The organism is Pseudomonas sp. BF-RE-25, from assembly GCF_019956105.1.
Lineage (GTDB): Bacteria > Pseudomonadota > Gammaproteobacteria > Pseudomonadales > Pseudomonadaceae > Aquipseudomonas > Aquipseudomonas migulae.
In genome coordinates, this window is record NZ_JAHBDB010000037.1 from 1 (window position 1) to 17,919 (window position 17,919).

A 17,919-nucleotide genomic window follows, 5' to 3' on the forward strand; every position below is an offset into this window, starting at 1 on the left:
GGCGATGGCGATGCTGAAGACGCCATCGCCAGCAAGCCGGCTCCTACAGGTCGGTGGGCATCCTCAGGAATAGCGTCTGAAAACGACCTCCACCTGTACTGAAAGCGCTACAGCGGAACGATATCGATACACCCTCTTCGGATCACCGCTGCACAAGGCTTTGATCCACCTATACTTTTTTGTTCGCGCCCGACTGTAGCGATTTCGCTACAGCGGTCAAACAACCACGCTCGCAACAACTCTCCAAGTAATTGATTTATAACAATAAAATCAAACTGGCCGCGAAATTGCTTAGTAACCACTCATAAATCAGGGCTTACGCCCAAGCATTCAATCGCGTCCACCAGACGAGTCTGGCCCCCTTAGGAGTTTCCATGAGCGAGTTGCGTTTTACTGAAGATCACGAATGGCTGCGTACCGAAGCTGATGGCTCTGTCACCGTCGGCATCACCGCTTTCGCGCAGAACGCTTTGGGCGACGTGGTTTTCGTACAACTGCCTGAGCTGCAGTCCTACGACAAAGGCGCAGAAGCCGCCACCGTGGAATCGGTAAAAGCCGCCAGCGGCGTGTACATGCCACTCGACGGTGAAGTGCTGGAAGTGAACCCGGCGCTGGACAGCAGCCCGGAACTGGTCAACGAAGATCCGCTGGGCGAAGGCTGGTTCTTCCGCTTCCAGCCAACTGACGCCTCGGCTGTCGCCAAACTGCTGGATCAGGACGCTTACGACCGTCTGATCAAAGCCAACGCCGAAGCCTGAGGAGCACGCACATGACTCAAATCAATCTGAGCACTGCCAACGAATTCATCGCGCGCCACATCGGCCCGCGTTCCGGCGATGAGCAAGCGATGCTCAACAGCCTCGGTTTCGACTCGCTGGAAGCCCTGAGCGCCAGCGTCATCCCGGACAGCATCAAAGGCACCAGCGTGCTCGGCCTCGAAGACGGCCTGAGCGAAGCCGACGCCCTGGCGTTGATCAAAGGCATCGCTGCCAAGAACCAGCTGTTCAAGACTTACATCGGCCAGGGCTACTACGGCACCCATACGCCGTCGCCGATCCTGCGCAACCTACTGGAAAACCCGGCCTGGTACACCGCCTACACCCCGTACCAGCCAGAAATTTCCCAAGGCCGTCTCGAAGCGCTGTTGAACTTCCAGACCCTGATCAGCGACCTCACCGGTTTGCCGATCGCCAACGCCTCGCTGCTTGACGAAGCCACTGCCGCCGCCGAAGCCATGACCTTCTGCAAGCGCCTGAGCAAGAACAAAGGCAGCCACGCGTTCTTCGCCTCCGTGCATTGCCACCCGCAGACCCTCGACGTGCTGCGCACTCGTGCCGAGCCATTGGGCATCGACGTCGTTGTCGGCGACGAGCTTGAACTGACTGACGTGACGCCGTTCTTCGGCGCCCTGCTGCAATACCCGGCCAGCAACGGTGACGTCTTCGATTACCGTGCACTGACCGAGCGCTTCCACGCCGCCAACGCACTGGTTGCCGTCGCTGCCGACCTGCTGGCCCTGACCGTGCTGACTCCGCCGGGCGAGTTCGGTGCCGACGTGGCCATCGGCAGCGCACAACGCTTCGGCGTGCCGCTGGGCTTCGGTGGCCCGCACGCGGCTTACTTCTCTACCAAAGATGCGTTCAAGCGCGACATGCCGGGCCGTCTGGTCGGTGTCTCCGTGGACCGTTTCGGCAAGCCGGCCCTGCGCCTGGCCATGCAGACCCGCGAGCAACACATCCGTCGCGAGAAGGCCACCAGCAACATCTGCACCGCGCAGGTTCTGCTGGCCAACATCGCCAGCATGTACGCCGTGTATCACGGCCCGAAAGGCCTGACGCAGATTGCCAACCGCATTCATCACCTGACCGCGATCCTCGCCAAGGGCTTGAGCGCACTGGGCCTGACCGTCGAGCAAGCCAGCTTCTTCGACACCCTGACCCTGAACACCGGCGCCAACACCGCCAAACTGCATGATAAGGCGCGTGCGCAGCAGATCAACCTGCGCGTAGTCGATGGCGAGCGTCTGGGCCTGTCCCTCGACGAAACCACTTCGCAAGCTGACGTCGAAACCCTGTGGGCCTTGTTCGCCGACGGCAAAGCACTGCCGGACTTCGCGGCCATCGCCGCCTCAGTGGTTAGCGCGATCCCGGTTGCACTGGTTCGCCAATCGCCGATCCTCAGCCACCCGGTGTTCAACCGTTATCACTCGGAAACCGAGCTGATGCGCTACCTGCGCAAGCTCGCCGACAAGGACCTGGCCCTGGATCGCACCATGATCCCGTTGGGTTCGTGCACCATGAAACTCAACGCCGCCAGCGAAATGATCCCGGTGACCTGGGCTGAATTCGGTGCCCTGCACCCGTTCGCCCCAGCCGAACAAAGCGCCGGTTACCAGCAACTGACCGACGAACTGGAAGCGATGCTCTGCGCCGCCACCGGTTACGACTCGATTTCGCTGCAACCAAACGCCGGTTCGCAAGGTGAATACGCCGGTCTGCTGGCCATTCGTGCTTACCACCAGAGCCGTGGCGAAGACCGTCGCGACATCTGCCTGATCCCGTCGTCCGCCCACGGCACCAACCCCGCTACCGCCAACATGGCTGGCATGCGTGTGGTCGTGACCGCCTGCGACGCTCGTGGCAACGTCGACATCGAAGACCTGCGCGCCAAGGCCATCGAGCACCGCGAACACCTCGCTGCGCTGATGATCACCTACCCGTCGACCCACGGCGTGTTCGAAGAAGGCATCCGCGAAATCTGCGGCATCATTCATGACAACGGCGGCCAGGTGTACATCGACGGCGCCAACATGAACGCGATGGTCGGCCTCTGCGCACCGGGCAAGTTCGGCGGCGACGTGTCCCACCTGAACCTGCACAAAACCTTCTGCATCCCTCACGGTGGTGGCGGCCCGGGTGTCGGCCCGATCGGCGTGAAATCGCACCTGACCCCGTTCCTGCCGGGCCATGCCCAGATGGATCGCAAGGAAGGCGCGGTCTGCGCAGCACCGTTCGGCAGCGCGAGCATTTTGCCGATCACCTGGATGTACATTCGGATGATGGGTGGCGCGGGTCTCAAGCGCGCTTCGCAACTGGCGATCCTCAATGCCAACTACATTTCCCGTCGCCTCGAAGAGCACTATCCAGTGCTGTACACCGGCAGCAACGGCCTGGTGGCACACGAATGCATCCTCGACCTGCGTCCGTTGAAAGACAGCAGCGGCATCAGCGTCGATGACGTTGCCAAGCGCCTGATCGACTTCGGCTTCCACGCTCCGACCATGTCGTTCCCGGTCGCCGGCACGCTGATGATCGAGCCGACCGAAAGCGAATCCAAGGAAGAACTGGACCGCTTCTGCGACGCCATGATCCGCATCCGCGAAGAAATCCGCGCAGTGGAAAACGGCACTCTGGACAAGGACGACAACCCGCTGAAAAACGCCCCGCACACTGCAGCGGAACTGGTCGGCGAGTGGTCCCATCCGTACAGCCGTGAGCAAGCGGTGTACCCGGTCGCGTCGTTGATCGAAGGCAAATACTGGCCGCCGGTCGGTCGCGTCGACAACGTCTTCGGTGATCGCAACCTGGTTTGCGCCTGCCCGTCGATCGAAAGCTACGCTTGATCTATAGGGGCGGCATGTCCGCCCTCGCAAGAACGCCACAAAACCTGTAGGAGCCGGCTTGCTGGCGATGGCATCACCTCGGTCTAAATGATGCACCGCGTCGATGCCATCGCTAGCAAGCCAGCTCCTACAGGGACCGTGTCTAGCCACAAGATTCTCGCCAATTCCTATAACAAGAAACCGGAGAACAACCATGTCGTTAAGCGTGTTCGACCTGTTCAAGATTGGCATCGGCCCCTCCAGCTCCCATACCGTCGGCCCGATGCGTGCTGCTGCGCGTTTCGTCGAAGGTTTGCGCCGTGAAGGGCTGCTGACCGCGACCACCTGCGTCAAAGTCGAGCTCTACGGCTCGCTCGGCGCCACCGGCAAGGGCCATGGCAGCGACAAGGCTGTGCTGCTCGGTCTGGAAGGTGAACACCCCGACACCGTTAACACCGAAACCGTCGCCGCCCGTCTGCAAGACATTCGTGGTAACGGTCGCTTGAACCTGCTCGGCGAACACAGCATTGCGTTCAACGAGAAAGAACACCTGGCGATGATCCGCAAACCGTTGGCCTATCACCCCAACGGCATGATCTTTCGCGCGTTCGACGCGGCGGGCCTGCAGATCCGCAGCCGCGAGTACTACTCGGTCGGCGGCGGTTTCGTCGTCGATGAAGACGCCGCCGGCGCCGACCGTATCGTCGAAGACTCAACCCCCCTGACCTTCCCGTTCAAAAGCGCCAAGGACCTGCTCGGTCATTGCACCACCTACGGCCTGTCCATCAGCCAGGTGATGCTGACCAACGAAAGCGCCTGGCGCCCGGAAGCGGAAACCCGAGCCGGCCTGCTGAAAATCTGGCAGGTGATGCAGGATTGCGTGGACGCCGGCTGCCGCAACGAAGGCATCCTGCCCGGCGGTTTGAAGGTCAAACGGCGCGCGGCAGCGCTGCATCGGCAACTGTGCAAAAACCCCGAATCGTCGCTGCGCGATCCGCTGTCGGTGCTGGACTGGGTCAACCTGTACGCCCTGGCGGTCAACGAAGAAAACGCCAATGGCGGGCGCGTGGTCACCGCACCTACCAACGGTGCAGCGGGCATCGTCCCGGCGGTTTTGCACTACTACATGCGTTTCATCCCCGGCGCCAACGAAGACGGCGTCGTACGTTTCCTGCTGACGGCTGCCGCCATCGGCATTCTCTATAAAGAAAACGCCTCGATCTCCGGCGCTGAAGTCGGCTGTCAGGGTGAAGTCGGTGTGGCCTGTTCGATGGCGGCCGGCGCGTTGTGCGAAGTGCTTGGCGGCACCGTGCAGCAAGTGGAAAACGCCGCCGAAATCGGCATGGAACACAACCTCGGCCTGACCTGCGACCCGATCGGCGGGCTGGTGCAAGTGCCTTGCATCGAGCGCAACGCCATGGGTTCGGTGAAAGCCATCAATGCCGTGCGCATGGCCCTGCGTGGCGACGGTCAGCACTTCGTCTCCCTCGACAAAGTCATCCGCACCATGCGCCAGACCGGCGCCGACATGAAAAGCAAATACAAGGAAACCGCCCGTGGCGGTTTGGCGGTCAACATTATCGAGTGCTGATGCGCGCTCACTGCATCAGCACACTTTTTCAGGAGCTGGATATGTCCACCGAACAACTGTTGAAAACCCCGTTGCACGCACTGCACATCGAACTCGGCGCCCGCATGGTGCCGTTTGCCGGCTATGACATGCCGGTGCAGTACCCGCTGGGCGTCATGAAGGAACACCAACACACCCGTGATCAGGCCGGGCTGTTCGATGTTTCGCACATGGGCCAGATCCGCCTGACCGGCGCCAATGCCGCCAAGGCCCTGGAAACCCTGGTGCCGGTGGACATTATCGACTTGCCGGTGGGCATGCAGCGCTACGCCATGTTCACCAACGAGACGGGCGGCATCCTCGATGACCTGATGGTCGCCAACCTCGGTAACGACGAACTGTTCCTGGTGGTCAACGCCGCCTGCAAGGATCAGGACCTCGCGCACCTGCGCAAACACATTGGTGACCAATGCACCATCGAGCCGCTGTTCGAAGAGCGCGCACTGCTGGCCCTGCAAGGTCCGGCCGCCGTCACGGTGCTCGCGCGCCTGGCGCCGGAAGTGGCGAAGATGACGTTCATGCAGTTCGCCCGCGTGAAGTTGCTGGGCGTGGACTGCTTTGTCAGCCGCTCGGGTTACACCGGCGAAGACGGCTTCGAAATCTCCGTGCCGGCAGCCAATGCCGAAGCGTTGGCCCGCGCCCTGTTGGCCGAACCGGAAGTTGCGGCCATTGGCCTGGGTGCTCGTGATTCGCTGCGTCTGGAAGCCGGCCTGTGCCTCTACGGCCACGACATGAACACCGACACCACTCCGATTGAAGCGAGCCTGCTGTGGGCCATCTCCAAGCCTCGACGTGCCGATGGCGCGCGGGCCGGCGGCTTCCCTGGCGCTGAAACCGTGTTCGCCCAGCAGCAAGCCGGTGTCAGCCGCAAGCGTGTAGGCCTGTTACCGCAGGAACGCACACCCGTGCGCGAGGGTGCAGAGATCGTCAACGAAACAGGCGACATCATCGGTAGCGTTTGCAGCGGTGGTTTCGGTCCGACCCTGGGCGGTCCTTTGGCCATGGGTTACCTCGACAGCGCATACATCGCCATCGACACACCTGTGTTCGCAATTGTTCGTGGGAAAAAGGTGCCTTTGCTTGTAAGCAAAATGCCATTCGTTGCACAACGCTACTATCGTGGTTGATTGACTGTTTCTATAAGTAACGCGGTTGCGTTAACAGTGCACTAATGTGTAACGCAACCGCCATAAAAGAGTGCAAGCTTTCGTTTATGAACCCTGCTTATAACAATCGAAAGCAATTGAACCACCGCATCGAATAAGCTGGAACTAGTGAACACACTTATGGCCAGAAACCTGAGTAAAACCGGGCTTCTCACGGGGCTTGTTTTTTCTCCCGTAGTTGGCGTAGAGTTTGTTCACTGTGTTTGCATGGGTCGCTTGGAATCGTGACCTGGGCAGTAGCCTACAAGTTAGCTACATCCCGTTCGGCGTCTTCTTACTCTCCCTGCAACCAGCCCCAGTACTCTTTCATGAGAAAGAGACTGTCATTAATTTTTGCGTCAAAGGAAATAAGAAATGTCCCAACGTCAGAGCGGTACCGTCAAGTGGTTTAACGACGAGAAAGGTTTTGGTTTTATCACTCCAGAAAGCGGTCCGGATCTGTTCGTGCATTTCCGCGCTATTCAGGGCAACGGCTTCAAGAGCCTGAAAGAAGGCCAGAAAGTGACCTTCATCGCCGTGCAAGGCCAGAAAGGCATGCAGGCTGACGAAGTACAAGCAGAAGCCTAACCTTCTGTAACGAAAAAGCCCCTGATGCTGACATCAGGGGCTTTTTTGTGCGCGTAAATCCGTAAAATGGCTTCTTTTTCCGTCGAGAGCCCTGCCATGTCGAAACACCTGCTCACCCCTCAGGGCGACTTTCCCGCCGCGACCCTGGGCCGTCGCCTGGCAGCGATGTTCTATGACTTTCTGCTGTGCACGGCTCTGTTGATCGTCACCAGCGGCCTCTACAAGATGATCCAGATGGCGATCATCGGCGAAGACAAAATGCGCACCCTGACCGAAGCCGGCGCGCTGGACGGTGATCCGTTGCTGTCGACGGTGTTGTTGTTCGTGCTGTTCGGCTTCTTCGCCAAGTTCTGGACCTGGTCCGGCCAGACGCTGGGCATGCAGGTATGGTGCATCCGCGTGCAGAACGCCGATGGCTCATCCATCAGCCTGTGGCAGGCGCTGCTGCGTTTTGTCGTGTCGATCGCATCCTTGCTGTGCGTCGGCCTTGGATTCATCTGGTCGCTGTTCGACAAACAGAAACGCAGCTGGCATGACATCTATTCAGGCACCCAGCTGGTGCGGATCCCGAAGAAAACCAAATAAATTCGCACAGCACAAAAACCACTGTGGGAGCGAGCCTGCTCGCGAAGGCGGTGTATCAGTAAACATTAATGTCGACTGACACCCCCTCTTCGCGAGCAGGCTCGCTCCCACAGTTTTGCGCGTTGGCTGACAGCTTTTAAGCGTTCCCGGCCAGCTTCATCCGCGCAGCCTGAGTGAAGTCGAGCATCCGCTTCAACGGGCGAATCGCCTGAGGGATCAACGCCGGATCGACAAAGATCTCGTTCGCCCCTTCTTTCAAGGCCTTCAGCGTGCGCTCAAGCGTATTCATCGCCATCCACGGGCAGTGCGCGCAACTGCGGCACGCCGCGCCGTTACCCGCTGTTGGCGCCTCGATGAACACCTTGTCCGGGCACAACTGCTGCATCTTGTAGAAGATGCCACGGTCGGTGGCAACGATAAGCGTCTTGTTCGGCAGGCTCTGCGCCGCTGCAATCAACTGACTGGTGGAACCGACAGCGTCCGCCAGCTCGATCACCGAGGTCGGTGATTCCGGGTGCACCAGAATCGCCGCGTCCGGATACAGCGCTTTCATGTCTTCGAGCTGCTTGGACTTGAACTCTTCGTGAACGATGCAGGCCCCGTCCCACAGCAACATGTCCGCGCCGGTCTGGCGCTGAATGTAGGTGCCCAGGTGCTTGTCCGGGCCCCAGATGATCGTTTCGCCGTTATCCATCAGGCTTTCAACGATCTCCAGAGCGCAGCTTGAGGTAACAACCCAGTCCGCCCGGGCTTTGACCGCTGCCGAGGTGTTGGCATACACCACCACGGTACGCTCCGGGTGCTGATCGCAGAACGCCGAGAACTCGTCCACCGGGCAACCCAGGTCCAGCGAACAGGTCGCTTCCAGGGTCGGCATCAGCACACGTTTTTCAGGGTTGAGGATTTTGGCGGTTTCGCCCATGAATTTCACACCGGCGACCACTACGGTCTTGGCCGGGTGAGCATTGCCGAAGCGGGCCATCTCCAGCGAGTCGGAGACACAGCCTCCGGTTTCTTCAGCCAGGGCTTGAATAACCGGATCACAATAAAAGTGCGCAACCAGCACTGCGTCCTGAGCCTTGAGCTCGGCGGCGATGGCAGCACGGTAATAGGCCTCCTCCTCGACCGTCAGCGGCTTGGGCTGCTTGGCATCGAGGTGGGCTTGAACCAGAAGGCGTTCGGAAATCTGCGTCATGTTCGCAAGACCTGCAGGCGCATTCGCGCGAAAGTCGAGTATACACCCGGCTCCGGACCACTTGAGGGTACCGCCGGGAGAGTGAGTATCATCAGGCACGGACAGCGTGAAGCTGCGCAAGGCTACAGAATATCGTGCGGATGCAAAAGATGATTCTGACCTGCGTCACGGGGAGCAGCCCTGAACCGGGCAGACCTTAAATCGCAGGCAAAAAAAAATCCGGAAATCCTCACTTGCGTGGGCCTTCCAGACTTTTAAAACTGCTACAAAAATGGTGGGTCGTGTGGGATTCGAACCTACGACCAATTGGTTAAAAGCCAACTGCTCTACCAACTGAGCTAACGACCCGCTGTGTGGTGGCGCGTATAATACTGATTTTTAAGGACTATTCAACACTTAATTTGAAATAAATCAAAAATAAGGTGTTGGATCGCTGATTCCGGCTGCTGCGAAGCCTTCAGCACGCAGTCGGCAGCTGTCGCATTTACCGCACGCGTAGCCTTTATCGTCCGCCTGATAGCAGGAAACGGTCAGACCGTAATCGACGCCCAGCTTCACGCCCGCCTGGACGATCTGCGCCTTGCTCAGGTTTTGCAGGGGTGCCTGAATGCGGAAGCCATTGCCTTCGACACCGGCCTTGGTCGCCAGATTGGCCATGCGCTCGAAGGACTCGATGAACTCAGGACGGCAATCCGGATAGCCGGAGTAATCGACAGCGTTAACGCCAATGAAGATGTCGCGCGCCCCGAGCACTTCGGCCCAGCCTAGCGCCAGGGACAGAAACACGGTGTTGCGAGCAGGCACGTAAGTCACAGGAATGCCTTCACCTGCCTCTTCCGGCACATCAATGCTGCTGTCGGTCAGTGCCGAGCCACCGATGCCGTTCAGGTTCAAACCGATGACCTTGTGCTCAACCACACCCAAGTCCCGGGCAACACGTTCAGCGGCGTGTAATTCGGCATGAGACCGCTGACCGTAATCGAAACTCATCGTGTAGCAGCTGTAGCCTTCAGCGCGAGCCATGGCCACGACCGTCGCCGAGTCGAGGCCGCCGGACAGCAGGATGACCGCACGTTTTTCAGCAATATTCGTTTGTTCAGTCATATCAGCGCCCCGGCTCGTCATTCCAAAGATATTTATGCAGCTGCAGTTGCAGACGTACTGGCAGGTTGTCCGCCACCACCCAGTCGGCCAGATCCCGAGCATTCAGGTCATGATGGCTTGGCGAGAACAGCACTTCACCGGCTCGACGATCCAGACCGTACTGAATCAGCTTCGACACGGCCCAGTCGTAGTCTTCCCGCGAGCAGATGACAAATTTCACCTGGTCATTGGGGGTGAGCAGCTCGATGTTCTCATAGCGGTTGCGGTGCGCTTCCTTCGAACCCGGGGTTTTCAGGTCGACAACGCGACTGACGCGTGAATCTACCGCCGAGATATCAAGCGCACCACTGGTTTCCAGTGACACTTCGTAACCGGCGTCGCACAACTGCTTGAGCAATGGGATGGCATTGGGTTGCGCCAGCGGCTCTCCGCCGGTGACACACACATAACGCGGGCGGAAACCGGCCACTTGCTCGAGGATGTCGTCGAGCGTTCGGACAGTACCGCCAGTGAACGCATAGGCGCTGTCGCAGTATTGGCAACGCAATGGGCAACCGGTCAGGCGCACAAATACTGTGGGCAGCCCGGCAGTCCGCGTTTCCCCCTGCAACGAGTAGAAAACTTCGGTGATTCTCAATGTGTCTTGCATAGTCGCCACGGGCGTAACAGCTAAACAGGCTGTCCGCCTCCGTCAGCACTTCAAGGAACCTCGCCAACGCGCAGGTCCCAAAAAGCGTATTTCATAAAAAGGGCGTGAATTCTAACGAAAAAACCCGCGACAAGCGCGGGTTTCTTCGAAATGGGTCAAGCAGGCTTACATGCGTTGCAGATCGCGCTGGGCCAGCTGAGCGGCGGAAGTGCCCGGATATTGGGACACAACCTGTTGCAGAATGCCTTTTACCTTGTCGGGATGACCGAGGCGGCGTTCTACATCAGCCAGCTTGTACAGCGAATCAGGCACTTTGTTGTGCTTCGGGTACAGCTGCGAAACCTTGGCAAATGCCTGACCTGCACCTTGCAGATCGCCTTTGGCCAGGTTCACTTCGCCCAACCAGTACTGGGCGTTGCCCGCGTATTGACTGTTCGGGTATTTGCGCAGGAAAGCGGAGAAAGCCTGACTGGCTTTGTCGAAATCCTTGGCCTTGATCAAGTCGAAGGCTGCATCGTAATACAGTTTTTCCTTCGCTGGATCCGCCGGTTCGCTACCCGCGGCAGGAGCCTGAGCGGCTGCCGCCCCTGCACCCGCTGCTGCGCCGGGGGCATTCAGATCGCCACCGGTAGAAGAATTCTCAGGAGTCGCGGCTGGTGCAACGCCGGTTCCTATGCGCCGATCAAGATCCTGGTATCGCTCCAGGTTTTCCTGCTTCATGCGCGCTACATCATTTTGCAGAACTTCAATCACACCTTGCTGGCGCGAGATCTGCTCCTGCATCGATTGCAGTTGGTTGAACAGCTCGCCCTGTGCCGAGACAGGGGCCGAAACCCCTCCCCCGGCATAGGCGCCGTTCGTACCGTAACCCGCAGGCGGATAACTACTCCCGCTATTGTTATAGCCGGAGTCATTATCGACCACAGGAACCGCAGCCCACACCGCAAGCGGTGCGAGGCTGAGAGCCAAAACAGTTACAGCACGACGGCACGTTCGCATGACGAATTACTTACGCAGTTCGACGCGACGGTTTTGAGCCCAGGACTGCTCGTCGTTGCCGGTAGCAACTGGACGCTCTTCGCCGTAGGAAACCAGTTCCAGCTGAGCTGGGGAAACACCTTGCAGTACCAGGTAGCGTTGAACGGCTTTCGCACGACGCTCGCCCAGTGCCAGGTTGTACTCACGAGTACCACGTTCGTCGGTGTTGCCTTCCAGAACAACGCGAGCGCCGTTTGCTTTCAGGTCTTTGGCGTGAACGTCCAGAGCGCGCATGGCTTCTGGCTTCAGGTCCGAGCTATCGTATTCGAAGTAGAAGGTGGTGATTGCGCGCAGAGCAGCTTCTTCGCTCAGGGAGCCATCAACGGCACCAGTGTTAGCGCCGTAACCAGCGTTTGGATCAACAGCGCCTTCACCGGCGTTGTCGCCGCCTTTGGACGAGCAACCTACAGCTACAGCCATGGCCAGAGCCAGCGCAGCAAATTTACCAAACTTCAGCATTTCCATCGTGAAACTCCTAATGAACCCCAGTGTGTTAAGTACAACGTGTAGCGCCGCGTCAGTTCAGGTAAGGGGACCAGGAAGGTTCTCTGACTTCGCCTTGTGCGGTAGGAAGCGGGAGCCTTACGCGTCCATTAATGGACACGAGCATCAAGACTCCCCGGCCCTGCTGGCGGGTGGCGTAGATTACCATGGTGCCGTTGGGCGCAACAGTAGGCGACTCGTCCAGAGTGCTATCAGTGAGGATTTTTACGCTTCCGCGCTGCAAATCCTGGGCCGCCACCTTGAAATTAGTGAAGCCATCCTGGCGGTGAATCATCACCAGGGTCTTTTCATCAGCCGAAAGCTTCGGGTTGGCGTTGTAGTTGCCGATGAAAGTCACACGCTCCGCACCACCGCCACTGGCGCTGGTTTTGTAGATTTGTGGCTTGCCGCCACGGTCGGAGGTGAAGTAAAGGGTATTACCATCCTTGCCCCAGAACGGTTCGGTGTTGATGCCAGGACCGTTGGTGACACGGGTCAGCTGACGCGAACCCAGGTTCATCACATAGATATCCGGGTTACCGTCTTTCGACAGAACCAACGCCAGGCGATTGCCATCCGGCGACCAGGCTGGTGCGCCATTCAGGCCTTCGAAGTTGGTGATCTGCTCACGGCGACCGGTGTCGATGTTCTGCATGAAGATGCGCGGACGCTTCTGCTCGAACGACACATAAGCGATGCGCTTGCCATCCGGTGCAAAACGCGGCGACAGGATCGGCTCGCGCGATTGCAGCAGGGTCACGGCGCGGGCACCGTCATAGTCGGAACGTTGCAGCGTGTAGCGCGTGTTCTTCTCGGAGAAACGCTCTGCAGTCACGTACAACAGACGTGTCGAGAACGCACCTTTGATACCGGTGAGTTTTTCGAACGACTGGTCCGCGATGTAGTGCGACATGTCGCGCAGTTGATCAACGCTGCCCGACACGCTGCCGGTCAGCACTTGCTGTTCGGTGGCTACGTTGAACAGAGCGTATTGAACCTGCAGGCGACCGCCCGCCGGAGCGATGCTGCCGACCATGACGTACTGGGCGCCAAGCGCCTTGAAGTCACGGTAGATGATTTCGCTGGCCTGGCTCGGCTGGCTGATCATGTTCTGCTTTGGAATCGGCGAGTAGTAACCCGAGTTGCGCAGGTCGTTACCGATGATTTCGGCCATGTCGTCCGGCAACACGCTGCCGCCCTGGTTGCCAAACGGTACGACGGCGATCGGAGTAGCCCGATCGCTGCCGCTGGTGACCAGAATGTTTTTTTCATCTGCCGTCGCAATCCCTGCCAGGCAGCAGATCACGACAAGCATTCCTCGAAGAAGGTTTCTCACAAGGCTAGATCCTCAGGTGTGAATGTCATCTTGAATGAACGATACGGAGCGAAATCACTCGGCTTCATTCCCTGCATTTCTGTCAAACGTCCAATATTCTTGACCGCAGCAACTGCCGACGCGTCAAACGGACCGTCACCACTGGACTTGGACACGCTGACCGAAGTCACCGTACCGTCCGGCAACATGCCGATTTGCAACACGACCGTCATGCCTTTGCGTGCCGAAGGTGGACGAGCCCAGCCTTCCGCTGCACGAGCACGAATCAGGTCATCGAAACTGCCGGCGACTTCGTCACCCTGCTCATCCGCCAAGGCCTGCTGACGCTGAGGCGTGTCGGAAAGCAAATCTGCCAGGGCCTGAGCCTTTTTCTCTTCGGCGGATTTACGTGCCGCTTCCTGCGATTTCTTTTTCGCAGCATCGGCAGCAGCTTTCTTCTTCGCATCTTCGGCGACTTTCTTCTTCGCCTCTTCAGCTTCAGATTTCTTCTTGGCGTCTTCCGCGGCTTTCTTCTTCGCGTCTTCGACGATCTTCTTCTTGGCTTCTTCCGCGGCCGCTTTCTTGGCCTCTTCTTCAGCCGCTTTCTTGGCTTCTTCTTCGGACTTCTTCTTGGCTATATCAGCCAATTGTTTCTCTTCAGCCTTTTTGGCCTCGGCGGTCTTCTTCGCTTCATCGGCTTTTTTGGCTTCATCAGCCTTTTTAGCCTCTTCCGCTTTCTTGGTCTCGTCGGCCTTCTTGGATTCTTCGGCTTTTTGAGCCGCGTCTTCCTTCTTTTGTTCCGCAGCCTTGATCGCTTCCTGCTCGATCAACTTCTGTTCCATCTGCTCGACTTCGGTCTGGCGCGCGGCGGATTTCTTCGCCTCACCCGCAATCTTCTGATTGGTCTGGGTGGTCGCCTGGCTTTTCGACTTCAGTTGGTACAGGGTCGCCTGGACAATCGGCTTGGCCGGCGGCAGCTCCGGTGTGAAGGCAAAACTGACGAACAGCATGCCGAAAACCAGCACGTGCAAGACAATCGCCAGGACACTAGGCCAGAAGTAGCTTTCCGAGGCGGATGGCTCTCGCATTTGCTGCATCAGGGTGCCTCGGTAATCAAGCCAACATTACCGACCCCGGCCTTCTGCAATCCGCCCATGGCACCCATGACGGAACCGTAATCGACGGTTTTGTCGCCGCGGATGAACACCTGGGTACGTTTGCCGCCTTCAGTCCCGGCGCGAATGATCTTGGTCACCGCATCAGTCATCTGAGGCAAGGTCATTGCCCTGTCCTGCTGCTTTTCAGTGTCGACTTCGCTGCCAAGGTTCCAGTAGTAGGTCTTGTCAGCCTTGATCGAAATGGTCAGGACCTGGGTGTTGTTGTCCTGCGGCAAGGCTTCGCTGGAAACCTTGGGCAGATCAACTTTCACGCCCTGATTGAGCATCGGTGCGGTCACCATGAAGATGACCAGCAGTACCAGCATCACGTCGATGTAAGGCACTACGTTCATCTCGGCAACCGGCTTGCGCTTTTTGCGAGCTCGAGCGATTAAAGCCATTGGAAATTACCTGCTTATTCTTCGCTGGTGTGCACTTTGCGGTGCAGGATCGCCTGGAATTCATCGGCGAAGGTGTAGTAACGGCCGATCAGCGTTTCGCTGCGAGCGGCAAAACGGTTGTAAGCGATAACGGCAGGGATGGCGGCGAACAGGCCGATCGCAGTTGCAATCAGTGCCTCGGCGATACCTGGAGCCACAGTGGCCAGGGTCGCTTGCTGGGCAGTTGCCAGGCCTCGGAAGGAGTTCATGATGCCCCAGACCGTACCGAACAGACCGATGTAAGGGCTGACGGAACCGACAGTGGCGAGGAACGGCAGGCTCTGCTCGAGCTTTTCTTCTTCACGGGAGATGGCAACGCGCATGGCACGGGCCACGCCTTCCATGACCGCTTCCGGGTCAACGCCTGGCTGCTGACGCAGACGGGAGAATTCCTTGAAGCCGGCACGGAAGATCTGCTCGACGCCCGAATCCGGGTCCGGGTTGCTGCCGGCCTGACGGTACAGTTTGGACAGGTCGATACCCGACCAGAAGCGCTCTTCGAAGCTCTCCAGGGCGCGTCGACCGGCGCGCAGCAAGTTGCTGCGCTGAAAGATCATGATCCATGAGGTCACCGATGCGGCTACCAGGATCAGCATTACCAGTTGCACCACGATACTGGCATTGCTGACCAGGCTCCACATGGAGGAATGGTCGACGACGTTAGCTTCCACGCTTTATCTCCTGCTTTGAGTGTGTACCCGCGCCGCTCACGTCGGCAAAGGCCGCACGTAGAGTTTCGGGAATGGCCCGGGGTTTTAAACTTTCAGTGCGCACACAGGCCACCAAAAACTGCCCTTCACAGAGCAGCGCATTATCCGTGGCTCGCCTGACCTGCTGTTTAAAGCGCAGGCTGACACGGTTCAATTCGATTACTTCAGCGCTTACCAGTAGCTCGTCGTCCAGTCGCGCCGGCGCGTGGTAACGCGCTTCGCTGGAATGCACGACAAACAACAGGTCCTCCCCTGCCAGCTGGGATTGGGCAAAGCCCAGCTCCCGGAGCCGCTCGGTTCGAGCCCGTTCCATAAACTTGAGGTAATTAACGTAATACACGATGCCGCCCGCATCGGTGTCCTCGTAATAAACGCGACAACGATGTGCGAAAGGCTCAAGCCCGTTTTGCGCGCGCATACTCTAGTGCTTACTCCTCAGGTTGCCAATCCGGCCAGGCAACTGTTTTTCATTGATCTGCGGCTTTCTCGCGAAAGTACGGTCCTGGGACAGCACAATGCCCGAAAAATCAGCGCGCAAAGATTAATTAATCGTCCACTGCATCGAGGAACTCGTCTACCACGGGCATCTCGCCCAATCGTGACGGAATGTTTAAACCAAAGTGCAGGTACGCATGCCGGGTGACCACCCGCCCCCGCGGCGTGCGCATGATGTAGCCCTGCTGGATCAGATACGGTTCCAGCACGTCTTCAATGGTGTGACGTTCTTCGCTGATCGCGGCGGCCAGACTGTCGACGCCCACCGGCCCACCGTCGAACTTCTCGATCATGGTCAGCAGCAGACGCCGGTCCTGGTGATCGAAGCCACGCTCGTCGACATCCAGCAGATTCAAGGCGAGATCGGCAATCGGTTTGGTGATGTGGCCCTTGGCCCGGACTTCGGCGAAATCACGCACCCGGCGCAACAGTCGGTTGGCGATCCGCGGGGTGCCACGAGCCCGACGGGCGATTTCGAAAGCACCTTCGGGATCCAGTGGCAAGCCAAGAATGTTCGCCGAACGGCTGACAATCGTCGCCAGGTCGGCGGTGCTATAGAACTCAAGACGCTGGACGATGCCGAAGCGGTCGCGTAACGGGTTGGTCAGCATGCCTGCGCGCGTCGTCGCCCCCACCAGCGTGAACGGCGGCAGATCCAGCTTGATCGAACGGGCAGCCGGACCTTCGCCGATCATGATGTCGAGCTGGAAATCCTCCATGGCCGGGTACAGCACTTCTTCGACAATTGGCGACAACCGATGGATTTCGTCGATAAACAGCACGTCGTGCGGCTCAAGGTTGGTCAGCAGCGCAGCCAGGTCACCCGGGCGCTCGAGGACCGGGCCCGAGGTACTTTTGATCGACACGCCCATTTCCTGGGCGATGATGTTGGCCAGGGTGGTTTTACCCAGGCCCGGCGGACCGAAGATCAAAGTGTGATCCAGGGATTCGTTACGCCCACGGGCAGCCTGGATGAACAGCTCCATTTGCTCGCGAACGGTCGGCTGGCCAATGTATTCGGCCAGACTGACAGGACGAATCGCCCGATCCTGGACTTCCTCGCGGTCGCGCGGGCCCGGCGTGGCGGCTATCAGACGATCAGCTTCAATCACTTAGATCATTCCCTTCAGGGCACGGCGAATCATGTCTTCACTGCTCAAACCTTTCTCCTTGATCGCGGAAATCGCCTTGCTGGCTTCCTGCGGCTTGTAGCCCAGGGAAATCAGCGCACTGACGGCGTCATTTTCCGCGGTGGCGACCGGCGCAATATCCGGCCCGCCTGGCTGGTTTGGCACCAGGGCAAACATCGCCGGCACGGTTTCCCACGCCTTGAAGCGATCCTTGAGTTCCACCAGCAAACGCTCGGCGGTCTTCTTGCCCACGCCCGGCACCTTGGTCAGGGCCGAAGTGTCCTGGGACTGCACGCAACGTACCAGTTCATCGACTTCCAGACTCGACATCAACGCCAGGGCCAATTTCGGCCCTACACCATTGAGACGAATCAACTCGCGAAAAAAGTCTCGCTCACGTTTGCTGGCGAAACCATAGAGTAACTGCGCGTCTTCGCGTACGACCAAATGGGTGTGCAACGTCAGCGGTTCACCGACCGACGGCAAGCGATACAGCGTGGTCATGGGCACTTCAAGCTCATACCCCAGACCGTTTACATCCAGAATCAGGTGCGGCGGCTGTTTCTCAGCCAGTGTGCCGCGCAAGCGTCCAATCACGTTTCAGATCCTTGAGCGTTGGCCAGTTCGGTGGCTGGCGACTGACAGAACAAGGGG

The 17,919-nt window shown here is 58.7% G+C and carries 18 protein-coding genes and 1 tRNA gene; 6 read left to right on the forward strand and 13 right to left on the reverse strand.

Features of this window, described 5'->3' with window-relative positions; translation table 11 throughout:
* Positions 1-374 precede the first annotated feature (374 nt).
* The 6 genes from gcvH to KGB24_RS17880 all read left to right on the forward strand — a co-directional run bounded on the left by gcvH (position 375) and on the right by KGB24_RS17880 (position 7,549).
* Positions 375-758, forward strand: a complete 384-nt coding sequence (gene gcvH, locus KGB24_RS17855) for a glycine cleavage system protein GcvH (RefSeq protein WP_008027813.1) — start codon at positions 375-377, stop codon at positions 756-758.
* Positions 759-769: 11 nt separating this feature from the next.
* Positions 770-3,622, forward strand: coding sequence for an aminomethyl-transferring glycine dehydrogenase (gene gcvP / locus KGB24_RS17860; protein ID WP_223415653.1), 2,853 nt, complete (start codon positions 770-772; stop codon positions 3,620-3,622).
* A 193-nt stretch (positions 3,623-3,815) separates the two neighbouring features.
* A complete protein-coding gene (locus tag KGB24_RS17865) occupies positions 3,816-5,192 on the forward strand; it encodes an L-serine ammonia-lyase (protein ID WP_223415654.1) in 1,377 nt (458 codons plus the stop codon).
* A gap of 41 nt (positions 5,193-5,233) precedes the next feature.
* Positions 5,234-6,358, forward strand: coding sequence for a glycine cleavage system aminomethyltransferase GcvT (gene gcvT / locus KGB24_RS17870; RefSeq protein ID WP_008027806.1), 1,125 nt, complete (start codon positions 5,234-5,236; stop codon positions 6,356-6,358).
* Positions 6,359-6,751: 393 nt separating this feature from the next.
* On the forward strand, positions 6,752-6,964 hold the full coding sequence (locus KGB24_RS17875) for a cold-shock protein (RefSeq protein ID WP_007977299.1): 213 nt from the start codon (positions 6,752-6,754) through the stop codon (positions 6,962-6,964).
* Between the two features lie 96 nt (positions 6,965-7,060).
* Positions 7,061-7,549, forward strand: coding sequence for an RDD family protein (locus KGB24_RS17880; protein ID WP_008027804.1), 489 nt, complete (start codon positions 7,061-7,063; stop codon positions 7,547-7,549).
* 136 nt (positions 7,550-7,685) lie between these two features.
* Here the strand turns inward: KGB24_RS17880 and nadA are convergent, their stop codons facing one another.
* The 13 genes from nadA to ruvA form a co-directional block, all read right to left on the reverse strand.
* The gene (nadA, locus tag KGB24_RS17885) at positions 7,686-8,744 is read right to left on the reverse strand and encodes a quinolinate synthase NadA (protein WP_008027802.1); all 1,059 of its coding nucleotides are present in this window, start codon (positions 8,742-8,744) and stop codon (positions 7,686-7,688) included.
* A gap of 272 nt (positions 8,745-9,016) precedes the next feature.
* Positions 9,017-9,092 (reverse strand) — tRNA-Lys (locus KGB24_RS17890).
* A gap of 63 nt (positions 9,093-9,155) precedes the next feature.
* Positions 9,156-9,830: a 7-cyano-7-deazaguanine synthase QueC gene (queC, locus tag KGB24_RS17895; protein WP_177318879.1), complete on the reverse strand. Its 675-nt coding sequence runs from the start codon at positions 9,828-9,830 to the stop codon at positions 9,156-9,158.
* Positions 9,831-9,849: 19 nt separating this feature from the next.
* Entirely contained in the window at positions 9,850-10,497 is a 648-nt protein-coding gene (gene queE / locus KGB24_RS17900; RefSeq protein ID WP_192229105.1) for a 7-carboxy-7-deazaguanine synthase QueE, read from the reverse strand.
* 165 nt (positions 10,498-10,662) lie between these two features.
* Positions 10,663-11,496 (reverse strand): tol-pal system protein YbgF, encoded by an 834-nt coding sequence (gene ybgF / locus KGB24_RS17905; RefSeq protein WP_008038675.1) that lies wholly within the window; start codon positions 11,494-11,496, stop codon positions 10,663-10,665.
* Between the two features lie 6 nt (positions 11,497-11,502).
* A complete protein-coding gene (gene pal / locus KGB24_RS17910; RefSeq protein ID WP_008027793.1) occupies positions 11,503-12,000 on the reverse strand; it encodes a peptidoglycan-associated lipoprotein Pal in 498 nt (165 codons plus the stop codon).
* A gap of 52 nt (positions 12,001-12,052) precedes the next feature.
* The gene (gene tolB, locus KGB24_RS17915; protein WP_032828694.1) at positions 12,053-13,354 is read right to left on the reverse strand and encodes a Tol-Pal system beta propeller repeat protein TolB; all 1,302 of its coding nucleotides are present in this window, start codon (positions 13,352-13,354) and stop codon (positions 12,053-12,055) included.
* Positions 13,351-14,430 carry a cell envelope integrity protein TolA gene (gene tolA, locus KGB24_RS17920; protein WP_008038679.1) on the reverse strand — a complete coding sequence of 360 codons (1,080 nt, stop codon included), beginning with the start codon at positions 14,428-14,430 and terminating at the stop codon, positions 13,351-13,353. Before tolA ends, tolB begins: the two co-directional genes overlap by 4 nt.
* Positions 14,430-14,882, reverse strand: a complete 453-nt coding sequence (tolR, locus tag KGB24_RS17925) for a protein TolR (RefSeq protein ID WP_161806672.1) — start codon at positions 14,880-14,882, stop codon at positions 14,430-14,432. The genes tolA and tolR overlap by 1 nt, the downstream gene beginning before the upstream one ends.
* Positions 14,883-14,905: 23 nt before the next feature.
* Positions 14,906-15,601 carry a protein TolQ gene (gene tolQ, locus KGB24_RS17930; protein ID WP_008027789.1) on the reverse strand — a complete coding sequence of 232 codons (696 nt, stop codon included), beginning with the start codon at positions 15,599-15,601 and terminating at the stop codon, positions 14,906-14,908.
* Positions 15,591-16,058 carry a tol-pal system-associated acyl-CoA thioesterase gene (gene ybgC / locus KGB24_RS17935; RefSeq protein WP_223415655.1) on the reverse strand — a complete coding sequence of 156 codons (468 nt, stop codon included), beginning with the start codon at positions 16,056-16,058 and terminating at the stop codon, positions 15,591-15,593. Before ybgC ends, tolQ begins: the two co-directional genes overlap by 11 nt.
* 127 nt (positions 16,059-16,185) lie before the next feature.
* Entirely contained in the window at positions 16,186-17,247 is a 1,062-nt protein-coding gene (ruvB, locus tag KGB24_RS17940) for a Holliday junction branch migration DNA helicase RuvB (protein WP_008027785.1), read from the reverse strand.
* Positions 17,248-17,862: a Holliday junction branch migration protein RuvA gene (ruvA, locus tag KGB24_RS17945; protein ID WP_008027783.1), complete on the reverse strand. Its 615-nt coding sequence runs from the start codon at positions 17,860-17,862 to the stop codon at positions 17,248-17,250.
* Positions 17,863-17,919 lie beyond the last annotated feature (57 nt).